The sequence below is a fragment of the Myroides phaeus genome, from assembly GCF_009799805.1.
Lineage (GTDB): Bacteria > Bacteroidota > Bacteroidia > Flavobacteriales > Flavobacteriaceae > Flavobacterium > Flavobacterium phaeum_A.
Genome location: NZ_CP047050.1, coordinates 63,197 through 76,692 on the forward strand (window position 1 = coordinate 63,197; position 13,496 = coordinate 76,692).

Annotated in this window: 10 protein-coding genes and 1 pseudogene; 5 read left to right on the top strand and 6 right to left on the bottom strand. The window is 32.2% G+C overall.

Translation table 11 applies throughout. The features are described from left to right. Positions 1-2: 2 nt before the first annotated feature. The 3 genes from GQS07_RS00280 to GQS07_RS00290 all read right to left on the bottom strand — a co-directional run bounded on the left by GQS07_RS00280 (position 3) and on the right by GQS07_RS00290 (position 2,534). Positions 3-398 (bottom strand): ExbD/TolR family protein, encoded by a 396-nt coding sequence (locus GQS07_RS00280; protein WP_158209149.1) that lies wholly within the window; start codon positions 396-398, stop codon positions 3-5. Then, complete coding sequence (locus GQS07_RS00285) at positions 398-1,117, bottom strand: MotA/TolQ/ExbB proton channel family protein (RefSeq protein ID WP_158209150.1); 720 nt, start codon at positions 1,115-1,117, stop codon at positions 398-400. Before GQS07_RS00285 ends, GQS07_RS00280 begins: the two co-directional genes overlap by 1 nt. Before the next feature lie 328 nt (positions 1,118-1,445). Beyond that, positions 1,446-2,534 carry an anhydro-N-acetylmuramic acid kinase gene (locus tag GQS07_RS00290; RefSeq protein WP_158209151.1) on the bottom strand — a complete coding sequence of 363 codons (1,089 nt, stop codon included), beginning with the start codon at positions 2,532-2,534 and terminating at the stop codon, positions 1,446-1,448. Positions 2,535-2,634: 100 nt separating this feature from the next. On the opposite strand from GQS07_RS00290, the gene GQS07_RS00295 reads away from it, so the two are divergent. After that, positions 2,635-3,777, top strand: coding sequence for an acyl-CoA dehydrogenase family protein (locus tag GQS07_RS00295; protein WP_090407668.1), 1,143 nt, complete (start codon positions 2,635-2,637; stop codon positions 3,775-3,777). A gap of 152 nt (positions 3,778-3,929) precedes the next feature. Beyond that, a complete protein-coding gene (locus tag GQS07_RS00300) occupies positions 3,930-6,365 on the top strand; it encodes an ATP-binding protein (RefSeq protein ID WP_158209152.1) in 2,436 nt (811 codons plus the stop codon). 76 nt (positions 6,366-6,441) lie between these two features. Here GQS07_RS00300 and GQS07_RS00305 read toward each other — a convergent pair whose 3' ends face one another. Further along, positions 6,442-7,842 carry an FISUMP domain-containing protein gene (locus tag GQS07_RS00305; RefSeq protein WP_158209153.1) on the bottom strand — a complete coding sequence of 467 codons (1,401 nt, stop codon included), beginning with the start codon at positions 7,840-7,842 and terminating at the stop codon, positions 6,442-6,444. A gap of 301 nt (positions 7,843-8,143) precedes the next feature. Here GQS07_RS00305 and GQS07_RS00310 point away from each other — a divergent pair, with 301 nt between their 5' ends. The 3 genes and pseudogenes from GQS07_RS00310 to GQS07_RS00320 all read left to right on the top strand — a co-directional run bounded on the left by GQS07_RS00310 (position 8,144) and on the right by GQS07_RS00320 (position 10,069). Then, a complete protein-coding gene (locus GQS07_RS00310) occupies positions 8,144-8,290 on the top strand; it encodes a hypothetical protein (RefSeq protein WP_158209154.1) in 147 nt (48 codons plus the stop codon). Positions 8,291-8,305: 15 nt separating this feature from the next. Continuing rightward, positions 8,306-8,806: pseudogene (locus GQS07_RS00315) on the top strand (fimbrillin family protein); the annotation flags it as partial. A 312-nt stretch (positions 8,807-9,118) separates the two neighbouring features. Further along, entirely contained in the window at positions 9,119-10,069 is a 951-nt protein-coding gene (locus GQS07_RS00320) for a hypothetical protein (protein WP_158209156.1), read from the top strand. A gap of 102 nt (positions 10,070-10,171) precedes the next feature. Here the strand turns inward: GQS07_RS00320 and fabV are convergent, their stop codons facing one another. Then, positions 10,172-11,365: an enoyl-ACP reductase FabV gene (gene fabV / locus GQS07_RS00325; RefSeq protein WP_158209157.1), complete on the bottom strand. Its 1,194-nt coding sequence runs from the start codon at positions 11,363-11,365 to the stop codon at positions 10,172-10,174. Positions 11,366-11,527: 162 nt separating this feature from the next. Beyond that, on the bottom strand, positions 11,528-13,495 hold the full coding sequence (locus GQS07_RS00330; protein WP_158209158.1) for an OmpA family protein: 1,968 nt from the start codon (positions 13,493-13,495) through the stop codon (positions 11,528-11,530). Position 13,496: the final 1 nt, after the last annotated feature.

Consider the following 13,496-nt stretch of genomic DNA (forward strand, 5'->3'; position numbering starts at 1 on the left):
CCTTATTTTGGCTCTACAGCCAATACAATTTTATAATTATTTCGATAAGCAATATCCATCACAAATACAGCATCTTCAACAGGTACACCTTTAGCCACGTGCAAAACCACATTCGGTTCTTCTTGATTAGCTAATTTCTGTTTTAACCCTTCTTCTAATCCTTCTGATGGAAATTGGTCTTGATCTATAAAATAATTAGATTGATTATCTATACTAATCGCTACTGTTTCAACTGAATCTGACTTACCATCAGAATTTGGCAATACCAAATCTAAAGCGTTCGTCGTTGTCATCGTTGTAATTGCTACCATAAAGAAAATAAGTAACAAAAACACAATATCAGTCATCGACGACATATTAAACTCTGCCGAAACTCTATTTCTTCCTCTGATATTCATTAGGCAGGCTCATTTAATAAATCTAAAAACTCAACTGCGTTTGCTTCTAATTGGTGAACAATTTTATCGATTTTACTTACTAAGTGATTGTACCCAACATAAGCAATAATACCAACGATTAAACCAAATACTGTAGTCATCATCGCAGTATAAATACCCTCTGCTAATACACTCATATCTATACGAGCTGAACTTGCAGTTGACATTTCGTGAAACGCCATAACCATACCTACTACTGTTCCTAAGAAACCTGTCATTGGTCCTGCTCCAGATAAAGTAGCTAATAAGTTAATGTTCTTCTCCATTTTGTAAACCTCTAATTTACCTGCATTCTCAATAGCAATATTGATGTCTTGTAATGGCTTACCAATTCTTGAAATCCCTTTTCCTACTAATCTTGCAACAGGAGTATCTGTATGAGCACAAAGCACTTTTGCTTGGTCAATTTTACCTTGAGATAAAAATAATTTGATTTGACTCATAAAGCTTTCATCTACTTTAGATGCTTTTTTGATAGCAAAAAATCTCTCTAAATATAAGTACAAAGCCATAAACAACATAATGAAAATAACAACCATAATAGATTGTCCGATGATTCCACCACTAAAGATGATGTCGCTTAATGCTAACTCTTTGTTTACTGCACCTTCTGTTTTTTCAATTGCCTCAGTTAAGTTTTGAGCAACTGCTGTAGTATCCACTTGTAAGAAATGAAACATAAATAATTCGTGTTTTTAATTTTAATGTCAATGTTGAAATTCGCCCATATTATAGCTTATCTATTTAAGTGATAAGACTACTATACTATCATAAACGATAAAAAAGCGATTTTAATATCTAACCTGATAAAAAATAACACTTTAGTACCCCAATAAATAGTCGCAATATGACGCTGAAATAAAGTCCAAATATAGAATGTTTTTTAAAGATTTTTCTCATTCTACACCCTATTTTTTACACATCAACCATAAAGTATATAATTTTCTTAACATATGATAGCTATTATGCTATTTTGTCAAGAGATTAATTTAACAATTCAATAACTCGCTAATCGTGTTTTTCAAAAAAATTGTAAATCTTTCCTGAACTGTGATCGTATTTTGCACCAGTTACACTTGCTAAACAATTCACCTCATCTCTTATTTTCAAGACTCCTAAAAACCCGAATATAATAGCCTCTTTAAAGTCTATTATCAAATTATCTGGTTTTTTGAAGATTAAATGGGGACTATTCTCTCTAATGCGATGCAGTAGATAATTATTGTGTGCACCACCTCCTGTTACCAATACCGTACTTCCTTGTTTCAACGATAATCCGTTAGCAGTTTGAATAGCGATATGTTCTACTATAGTTGCTAAGTAATCCTCCACAGACAAAGGGAACTTGGATAAAATTGGATTAACAAATGTTTTGACAAACTCTACTCCTAAAGACTTAGGTGCCTTTTCTTTATAGTAATCTAATGCATTTAGCTCTGCTAAAAGCTCACTATTCACTTTTCCTCTTGATGCGTGATGTCCCTCCGCATCATATTCTAATCCTACTTTACTCATCTGCGCATTGAGTAGTGTATTTACAGGAACAAGATCAAAAGCAATTCTATACCCCCTATTATTCTCATAAGACACATTGGCAAATCCACCTAAATTTAAACAAGCCTCATAATCTGCAAACAACAAACGATCGCCGATAGGCACTAATGGTGCGCCTTGTCCTCCTAAAAGTACATCCTGAACTCTAAAATCGCAAACTACCTTCTGTTCTATCAAATCAGACAACAAAGGCAAATTACCTATCTGCAATGTATAGCCTAAATCAGGCTTGTGAAATACCGTATGCCCGTGTGAACAAACAGCATCTACTTCTTTTATTTTATGTGTAATAATGAATTCGCGAATAACACTTGCCAAATGCACAGTATATCGCTCATCAAAATGTTCTATTTCCTCCCTATTCAAATTAATTGCATTGGCTAACTTCGTCTTCCACGCTTCAGAATAAGGTACAGTTTCTGCATTCAAAACCTCAAAAGACCATTTGCCACTATCACAAGTAAATTCGACATATACCAAATCAACCCCATCTAATGAGGTTCCTGACATTACTCCGATAATATTATACTGAAACTTTTTCATAGGGATAAAATTAAACAATGTTCATTGAATAATTGATTTAATTCATATATATTTGGAAACTACAATACTAAGAATCAACTAAAAAATTAAGATACGAAAAATGGACTTTAAATTATCAGAAGAGCAGTTGATGATTCAACAAGCTGCTCGTGACTTTGCTCAAACAGAATTACTACCTGGTGTTATCGAAAGAGACGAGAATCAAATTTTCCCAGCAGAACAAGTAAAAAAACTTGGAGAACTTGGTTTCTTAGGAATGATGGTTGACCCGAAATATGGAGGAAGTGGATTAGACAGCGTATCATACGTATTAGCAATGGAAGAAATTGCTAAAGTAGACGCTTCTGCAGCAGTAGTTATGTCTGTAAACAACTCATTAGTTTGTGCAGGATTAGAAAAATATGCAAGTGAAGAACAAAAAGTGAAATACCTTACTCCTCTTGCATCAGGTCAAGTAATCGGAGCTTTCTGTTTATCAGAGCCTGAAGCTGGATCAGACGCTACATCGCAAAAAACAACTGCGGTAGATATGGGAGATTACTACTTGTTAAACGGTACTAAAAACTGGATTACAAATGGTAGTACAGCTGATTACTACTTAGTAATAGCACAAACTCACCCAGAGAAAAAACACAAAGGAATCAATGCTTTCATCGTTGAAAAAGGATGGGAAGGATTTGAAATTGGAGCAAAAGAACAAAAAATGGGTATCCGTGGTTCTGATACGCATTCATTAATGTTTACTGATGTGAAAGTTCCTAAAGAAAACAGAATTGGAGAAGACGGATTTGGATTCGCTTTCGCAATGAATGTTCTTAACGGAGGGCGTATCGGTATTGCTTCTCAAGCATTAGGTATTGCACAAGGTGCTTACGAATTAGCTTTAAAATACGCTAAAGAACGTAAAGCATTTGGTACAGAAATTATCAACCACCAAGCAGTAGCTTTCAAATTAGCTGATATGGCTACTAACATCTCTGCAGCAAGAATGCTTTGTATGAAAGCAGCAGCTGAAAAAGATGCAGGACAAGATATCTCTATCTCTGGAGCAATGGCTAAATTATTCTCTTCGAAAACAGCAATGGATACAACAATCGAAGCTGTTCAAATTCACGGAGGAAATGGATACGTAAGAGAATATCACGTTGAAAGAATGATGCGTGATGCTAAAATTACTCAAATTTACGAAGGTACTTCTGAGATTCAAAAAATCGTTATCTCAAGAGGTATCGCTAAAGAATAGTTTTTCCATTCGTTTAAATATAAAGAGGATGTACTGTGCGGTACATCCTTTTTTGTTTTCTTACCATTCCACAATTTGTCAATCAACTAATATTGAAAGATGACTTTCATTCAAATGACTTTTGTATTTTTACGCCATATTTCAATTATACTATGAAGCCATCAAGATCTATAAAAACCAAAATACTTTTCTTATACTTTACCCTATTTATAGCTGTAATCTTCTCTGGAGCATACATCTACAAAGAGGCAAAAAAGTTTACTATTCCAGAAGAGCAAGTAGTTGAAGAAAACAATAAAATATTTTTAGTTAGTAGTACTATTAATAACCTTTATAGTAGTGAAGCCTATAGCCGTAGTGCAATATTAACAGGTAATCAAAGTGATATAAACTTATATTACAAGGAACTTGACACCATTGTAAAGCAAATTGACTTGATGCAAAAACAAGTTCAAGATCCAATCACTATATCAAAACTAAACTCCGTAAAAGAACTATTAGCTAAGAAAAAAGTTAGCTTTAAAAGTATTATTAAAGCCCGTAAAGAACTGTCTGAAGACACGAAATACACAGAGGCTTTTTCTGAGATATACAATATTAGAGAAGAGATCGAAAACAAGGCTCAACCTATAGTAATCCAATCTAAGGAGAAAGAAAAACGCAGCGCGTGGGCACGTCTTTTTAAAGGTGATAACACAGATACCATTAAGACGACTATTAACTACCCTCGTGTATCTGATTCATTGATTAATGCTATGGAGAAAATTATAACCTCTACTCAGGCTAAAATCAATGAACAACAAAAAAAACTGTTACAACAAGAACAAAAATTATTACAAGAAAACAAGAATATCACCAATCAGCTAAGAGAGATTTTACAAAACGTAGAACAAAATATCTTAGTCCTTTCATATCAAAAAATAAACGAATCTAAATCACGAATAAGTACTGCTTCTACAAATATTGCTTATTTAGGTGGTTCTGCTCTTATTGTTATTATCATATTAGGGTGGATTATCATCAGAGATCTTAACCAAACCCAAGAGTATAGGGTTGCGTTAGAAAAGTTAAACCAAGAGAAAGAGGTACTTTTGCGCAGTAAAACAATGTTATTTGCTACAGTAACTCACGATTTACAAACTCCACTGGGCAGCTTAATAGGATTTGCCGACTTATTAGACCAAACACCTTTGCAAAATAAGCAAAAGCAATACGTGGCTAATATAAAATCCTCTTCACAGTATATTACTAACCTGGTGAACGATTTAACGGATTTCTCACGTCTTGAAAACAATAAAATAAGTATTCAAAAAGAAAACATCAATATCAAGGAACTTATTTTTAGCACTTGCCAGGTATTAATTCCTTCAGCAGAAAACAAAAAGATTAGTTTAACGTGGGAAGTAGATGAGGCGTTAGACCAAAAGTTTTATACAGACCCTTACCGCATCAAACAAATTCTTACGAACCTAATCACAAACGCGATTAAGTTTACACAAAACGGTGGAGTATCTGTTAAAGCATTTATTGAAAATGACGCTATACAAATCTTAGTAAACGACACTGGGATTGGTATTGATAATAGTGAAGTTGACAATATCTTCAAAGAGTTTAAACAAGCCCACGATGGTATTGAGAAAAAATTTGGAGGAACTGGATTAGGATTAAATATCTCCAAACGTTTAATTGAATTATTAGACGGAACAATTGCTGTGGAAAGTAAATTAGGAGAAGGTTCTACATTCTCAATTAACCTTCCTGCAATTACTATGGAAGAGGAACAAGAAATCGCACATACTGAAAACACTCAGAAACGCTTTGACATTTTACAAAACAACACTATTGCTGTTGTAGATGACGATAAAATACAATTACAATTAATGGAGGAAATATTAACTCCCCTATTCAAAAAGGTAATATTAATTGACGACTCTACAGAGGTAGTTCAGGTTATTTCAGATAAAAAGATAGACATCTTATTAACCGACATACAAATGCCTAAATTAGATGGTTTTGAATTATTACAAGCCATCAAACAAGAAGAGCAGCTTACTAATATTCCAATCATTGCATTATCTGGTAAAAGAGATATTACAGAAGAAGAATTTATCAATAGCGGTTTTACTGCAGCACATCCAAAACCTCTACAATTAGAGGAATTATTGATGTTAATCAGCAACGTACTATACCCTGATAATAGCATAGAGTCAATTAAACCAACTGCTGTAAACGAAAGTAAAACAGATCAAAACAAAGCTTATAACACAGATACCTTAATTCAGTTTATTGGCCCAGAAAAAGAAGCATTGCGCAAAATACTTGTGATCTTTTTAGATAGTACAAAAGAGAACATCTTAGATATGCATTATGCTGCAGAGGACTTTGACTTAGACACATTAGGAAACATAGCACACAAGATGTTACCTATGTTCAGACAACTGGAAATTAACAATGTAGTACCTCTATTGGAAGATTTAGAAAACCATAGTATTTCATTTGATAAGCAAGAAGAAGTAAGTTTATACATTACAACTATTGAACAAGAAATCAATACAATATTAGCCCTTATTAAAGAGGAGAATTTCTAAAGAAAAAAAGGTTTTATAAATAAAAATGCCATCACAATATAACGTTGTGATGGCATTTTTGTTTATTACTTAGTGCTTAGAATTTATCTAACTCAATAAGACATCTTATTGAATATCCATAGTTCATATTCTCAAACCATTGATTTACGAATACTTCATCATAATAAAATCTCCTAAACATTGCTGTTTTCTCTTCATATTCATCAGTAGTCCAAAAATATGCTTGTCTCCCTTTACCAGAAAATTCCATAAAACTACTTTCAGTTGTAGAACCATAAGCAAAAATATTTAAACCTGATAAATTGTTTCCATCTCCCGGTTTGTTTACACTACTGTTAAACTGCCATCCTGAAGTAGATTTCATTATTGGAGCAATAGTTTCCGACTCTCTTGCACCACCATAAGTATCATCAATATCAAAATTTGCAGGATCTAAATAATAAGCTATTGTTGCCCAATCTTTATGACCAGTAACTCTAAATCCTTTTGGAGCTAATCCTTTCGGACTTGTTGCAGCCATCCAGTTATATAATCCTCCCATTACATCCTTATTAGCGATATCATTATCGTAAAAAGCATAAGCTCCTTCTGTAGTTTCGTGCCAATCTTTCTTGTTTATATAGCCATTAATCGGAGAACCATCTAAGTAATACTTAGTTTTTAAATTTTCAGCCAACCAAATTTGACCACCAATTTTCACTAACGCATATTTACTAACTTCTTCATTTCTTTTATCTTCAAGTACGTAAGCTTCTAACTTAGCATCAACAACCGTTAATCCCTCACCTTTAGAAAAAGTAACACTTCCATCATTTTGTATAAAAACAGTTTTAGCATCAGCATTTGCACCCTTTGAATAAGTAAATTTATTAAGTTTTAAATCCCATTTAATAGCTCCTCCATCAGGTAATACAACTCCTTCAGTATTGTTAATCTTACCATCTTTTAAAGTATGTAAAGTAATTCTTTGTTCTGCTATTTCTGTAGATTTTAAATACTCTAAGTATAATCTTGCTACTTCATTACCTGAATCATCAAGTACTTTATAAATATTTGACCCTTTAAACATATCTTTTGTAGGCATAGCCAATTGATAAGCTTTATTACCAACATTCTTATCTGCAGCAAGTTGTTTTACATTAATTTTCAGAAGAGACTTCCCAGTCTCATTAGATAGTAAATTAACCACTCCTACTCGTTCTTCTGTAGTTTCATTAACTTTTGCTTCAACTACAATTTTATCTACTAATCTCTCAATAGAAAGCCAAGAAGCAGTAGCTTCATCTAATTCAGCTTTCCACTCCAATTTAGAAGTTACTTTCACTTCTTTTTTCCCTCCATTTGCTTCATAATTCAGTAAATCTTGATCTACTTTAAAGCCTTCAATACTTTCAACATTTCCATCATCACTTGAACAACTCGTGAAAAATGAAACAAAACACACAACTCCTAAGAGTAACAAATTCTTTTTTCCCATAATTTAATTTAGTTAATAGTTTTTAATAGTCACACAAATATATACTTTAAACTAAATAGTAGAAATTATTTTTAATTTATTTTTTAATAGTAATTAATTAACTTAAATCAATAATTAATTGATATAAAAATATTATTCATAAAAAATACAAAAACGTAATTTTTAAATTAACATTTTATATCATAAATTTTACAACAATATTAATATATTCGCCGACTATAAAACCTCCCAAATGATTTAGTAATTAATTCAAATCACCAATATAGATGAGAGGTAAACTAACAAACTTATTTAAAGCTTTATGAAAAAAAGATTTTTTTACGGGCTAATTACTTCTGCTTCAATTGCAGCAACAATTTCGGCTTGTAGCAGCAGTGACAATAATCCTGTTGACCCTATTAATTTTGATGGTAGAATTGAAGCACAACTACCAAGAGAATTTAAATAGAATACCAATTCTAAATTAGGAATTTATCATTCAATGTCTACTGAAAGTGGTAAAAATGAATTAAATCACTTTACTTCAAAACTTATCAGTGGAGCAGAAACAAATCAAGCAACGTTTGAACCAATTTCAAACTTCGAAAAAGGTGTCCACACTTTTAGTGCTCTTTATCCACACCATGAATCACACGGAAATGATCCGAAAAAAGTGATAGTTAATTTACCAAGTGAACAATATCAAGCTGAAACTGCTACAAACGATAACATTGCAAACTATTCTTTCTTTTATGCTACACAAAAAATTAGCGTAAACAATAACAATTCATCTATTAATTTTGGGTTAAAAAACTTATTCTCAATATTAGAGTTTGACTTTACATTAGAATCACCTGATCAAAAAATATCAGAAATTACTATTACTTCACAAAACCAAAATTTAGCAGGAGACTTTACTGTTGACTTAACTGCTGATAAAGTAATTCCTCAAACAGGTTCGAATACAGCTAAATCAATTACATAAAAAAGTAAAAATGATGCTTTAAATACTAACTCTATTAAAGCACGTATTACAATTAATCCATTATTAGAAAAACAACCTTTAAAAATATTAGTACAAGTTGATGGTAAAACTTTAGATTTTGATATTGCACCTGAAGCTTATTTACCTAATCATATTTACAATATTCCTCTTATTATCTTCTTTCCTGCAGAAGATTTAAATAAAAATGGTTATGCTAATAGTTATATTGTAAGCGAAGCAAATAAAGCTTATAAATTTGATGCTAAAGTTCAGGGGAATGGAAAATCTACATCTAAAATAACTCCTAAGAAATTGACTCCTAAAAAAGCATTTGTTGTTTGGGAATCTTCAAAAACAGAAAAAGGAGTAATTGCAAATGTATCTCTTGATGAAAATGGGATTGTTACTTTCATTACATCAGAAAAAATTGGTGGTAATGCGTTAATTGCAGTAACTGATGGGGAGCCTACAGATGAATTCCCTATGGGAACAATTCTTTGGAGCTGGCATATTTGGAGCACTCCTTATGACGTAAATAAAAACATTACTGTAAAAAGTAAAGCTGGAGATAAGTTTCAATTTATGGCTATAAATTTAGGAGCATTATCAGTAGATCCAGATAAAAAAGGTAATGGATTAAAATACCAATGGGGAAGAAAAGATCCATTCTTAAAAGACGGTTTTAAATTAGATGGTTCTGAACACGAAGGAATTGTTTACCACACTAAATATGGATGGCAAGCAAGTACATTTACTGCAAATGGTAAAGACTCTGCTATTGATGAAGCAGTAAAATTCCCTACAGGATACTTTAAAGCTTCACACGGAAGTGACTTTGATTGGAATGGAAAAACATCAGGTATAGAAAATAGAAATAACGAATTATGGGGTAATTTAGAAAATAACTTAGGTAAAAAATCTATTTACGATCCTTGTCCAATTGGTTATAGAGTACCTCCTACAGAAGCTTTTGAAAGTTTTGACTCAGACAATGGAAAATTTGTAAATGAAAGTTGGGAATTTAACGCTGAAAATGGACAGAAAATAACTTTCTCAACTGATCCAAGCTACTTAATGTTTACATCAGGAGCACCTGTTGGACCAGGAAGAGAAGGAAAAACAGCACATTATTGGACATCAAGTACAAAACCAAAATCTAATAATACTAACGCTTCAAGTTTCTTAATTGAAAAAGGATGGATATCAGATAACCAAACTGCACAAAGAGCTTTAGGAGCTTCTATCCGTTGTATTCGAGAATAATTATAAAATATATGAATAGGTAAACTACATTTATCCATTCAGCTTATAACAAAAAGGGGATCGTAAATTACGATCCCCTTTCTTTATAAAAATAATTATATATTATTTTATACTTTCAACTTGTGTTAACTCATCACTCTCTTGATCGTAGTTAATACCATCAAATTCAAATCCAAATAAGTTAAAGAAGTCCCTTCTATATCCAGCTAAATCAGAAATAGCTTCAATATTCTCAGTAGTTACTTCAGCCCATAGCTTAGCAACTTCAGCTTGAACATCTTCTCTCATTTCTAAATCATCAACACGAATACGTCCTTCTGAATCTAATTGTGCATCAGTAGCATATAAACGCTCAGCAAATAAACGTTGCATTTGTTCGATACATCCTTCGTGAATACCTTTCTCTTTCATTACTTTATATAATAATGATATATAAAGAGGTACAACAGGAATTGCAGAACTTGACTGAGTTACTAATGCTTTATTTACAGAAACATAAGAAACACCATTCTTATCCTTTAATAGCTCATTAATTGTAGACACAGTAGCTTCTAAATCATTTTTAGCCATACCAATTGTACCATTGCGGTAGATCGGATATGTCAATTCAGGTCCAATATAAGAATAAGCAACTGTTTTAACACCATCAGCCAAAACCCCTGCAGCTTTTAAATCTTCTATCCAGAACTTCCAGTCTTCACCCCCCATTACAGCGATAGTATTATCAATATCCGATTGTTCTTTAACAGGATCAATAGAAATATTAGTAACAACGCCAGTATGGAAATCTACTGTTTTATTAGTAAAAGGCTCTCCAATTGGTTTCAAAACCGATGCATAAGCAACACCTGTTTTAGGGTGCGTACGACGAGGTGAAGCTAAACTATATACTATTAAATCAATCTGACCTAAGTCTTGCTTAATCAACTCTATAGTTTGCTTTTTAATTTCATCAGAAAAAGCATCTCCATTGATACTTTTTGCATATAAACCAGCTTTAGTTGCTTCTGTTTCAAAAGCAGCTGTATTATACCAACCTGCAGTACCAGGTCTACCAGCAGTACCAGGTTTTTCAAAGAAAACACCAATAGTAGCAGCATTAGATCCAAAAGCAGCTGATATTCTTGAAGCTAATCCAAAACCTGTAGAAGCACCAATAACCAGTACTTTCTTAGGTCCATTGTTAATTTGTCCTTTAGACTTTACATACTCAATTTGCTTTTTAACATTTTCAGCACATCCCTCAGGGTGAGAAGTTAAGCAAATAAATCCTCTAGTTCTAGGTTGTATTATCATTTTAAATCTTTTTCTACTTAATTGACTTTATTCCAAGTTGCAAATTAATCATTTTATAAGAATAAAACACACTTAATAATAGAATTTTATACTTACATAATAGTACTAACTATTTTATAAAAAAAACCTCTTATTGTATAATACAATAAGAGGCTATTTTAATTATAAATCTGTTACAATAAATTCACTTCGTCTATTAACAGCATGCTCATCTTCACTACACTTAACTCCGCGTCTACAACCATTTAGCAATTGTGTATCACCAAAACCACGATAAGTTACTCGATTACCTTGAATTCCATGCGAAACAATCCAATCTCGTGTAGATTTAGCACGTCGATCAGACAAAGCTAAATTATAAGTAGGATTACCTCTACTGTCTGTATGAGAACGCACATCAATTGTTAAGTCAGGATTCAACCTCATTACCTCTACAATTTTAAACAATTCTACTTCTGCATCTTGTCTAATCTCAGCCCTATCGTAATCAAAATAAATCGGTTTAAGTTTTAATTTCTCAAATAAATCGTCATTAACCTTAATTGGTTCAATAACTTGTTCTAATTCTATATCTAATACCTTTAAACCTGAAACCCCAGATATCTCAAAAACTGTCTCGATTGTATTAAAACCATTCTTTTGAGCTAAAACTCTATATTTCTCATTACAAGATAAAACCTTTGACTTATAAATACCTTCATTATTAGTGTATAATGTATCTGCAGACTTATAAAGAGCATCTGATATTATAACCATAGCACTTATAATTGGTTCTTTCGTTTCTTTATTAAAAACTTTTCCAGTTAACTCTTGTAAGCAAGGTTTTTCTTTAAAAGAATAAATATCATCTCCACCTTTTCCACCAGGACGATTTGAACTAACGTATCCATCTGTTCCTACTCCATTAATAAAAAAGCTAAAATCATCATAACTACTATTAATAGGCGTTCCCATATTTACAGGGTCTCCAAGAGTACCATTATCATTAATCTTTACAACAAAAACATCCAATCCTCCTAAACCTGGCAATCCATCAGATGAAAAGAACAAATAGTTATCAGCAGAAACAAAGGGAAAGTTTTCACGCCCTGAAGTATTAATTTTACTTCCTAAGTTTTCTGGCGTACTAAACTCTCCATTACCAAAAATACCAACTCTATAAATATCTGATTGTCCTAAACCACCTTTTCTATCCGAAGCAAAATATAACCACTTTTCATCTGGTGACAAAGCAGGGTTAGCTGTACTAAAATTATCAGAATTAAATGGTAACTCCTCTACTTTTCCCCACTTACCATTACCTAAAAGTGAAGCTCTATAAATCTTAGTTAAAGTACTATTGTCTTTATTTTTTCTCTTCTTTCCACTTGATGAAGAGTTATTTCTTGTAAAATAAACTGTTTGTTTATTGCGTGTAAAAACAGCGGTAGCATCATTTACTTCAGAATCTAATTCAGAAGAAAACAAAACTGGATTTTCTAAAGAACCATTTAAACTAATTGTACTTGAAAATAAACTTGTATAACTCTCATTTGTCCACTTATGAATCAAATTTTTAGGTTGAGTTGGTGTCAAGCGAGCAGAAGTATAAACAAACTGATCTCCGTAAACTGTAGCTCCATAGTCTGAATAAGGAGAATTTACAATAAGGTTAGTTAACTCAAATGTTTCTTCCTTATTTTCAATTTTCTTTAAATAATCTTTATTTGACAAGAACAACTTAGCTCGTGAATCTTCACTTTCTAATTCTGAAAAACGCACCATTACGCGATTTGACTTCTCATAATCACCAATAGACTTTAATGTTTCTGCATAACGATAATAGTATTCTGAACCTACTGTCCCCTTCCCCTTATCAATGTAAGTCCCTTCAAACAATTCAAAATACCATTTATTTGCCTCAATAAACTTCCCTGTAAAATAGTAAGCATCACCTAACTTCTTAAGAATATCAGCATTTCTATGCCCTTCTTTCGCCACTTTCTCATAAAGTTTAATTGCATCTATATACGCAAATTTCTCAAACTCTACTTCTGCTTTTTTCTCTAAAACTTTTTGTGAAAAGCCACTCAAAGAAAAGCCTAAGCAAAATAAACTACATAAAATAATTTTTGTATTTTTCTTAATCATA

Coding starts and splice junctions, on each gene's coding strand:
- GQS07_RS00290 (WP_158209151.1), bottom strand. CDS start 2,534: ATGAAAAAGTTTCAGTATAATATTATCGGAGTAATGTCAGGAACCTCA.
- GQS07_RS00310 (WP_158209154.1), top strand. CDS start 8,144: ATGAAAAAAAGATTTTTTTACGGGCTAATTACTTCTGCTTCAATTGCA.
- GQS07_RS00280 (WP_158209149.1), bottom strand. CDS start 398: ATGAATATCAGAGGAAGAAATAGAGTTTCGGCAGAGTTTAATATGTCG.
- GQS07_RS00330 (WP_158209158.1), bottom strand. CDS start 13,495: ATGATTAAGAAAAATACAAAAATTATTTTATGTAGTTTATTTTGCTTA.
- GQS07_RS00285 (WP_158209150.1), bottom strand. CDS start 1,117: ATGTTTCATTTCTTACAAGTGGATACTACAGCAGTTGCTCAAAACTTA.
- GQS07_RS00295 (WP_090407668.1), top strand. CDS start 2,635: ATGGACTTTAAATTATCAGAAGAGCAGTTGATGATTCAACAAGCTGCT.
- GQS07_RS00300 (WP_158209152.1), top strand. CDS start 3,930: ATGAAGCCATCAAGATCTATAAAAACCAAAATACTTTTCTTATACTTT.
- GQS07_RS00305 (WP_158209153.1), bottom strand. CDS start 7,842: ATGGGAAAAAAGAATTTGTTACTCTTAGGAGTTGTGTGTTTTGTTTCA.
- fabV (WP_158209157.1), bottom strand. CDS start 11,365: ATGATAATACAACCTAGAACTAGAGGATTTATTTGCTTAACTTCTCAC.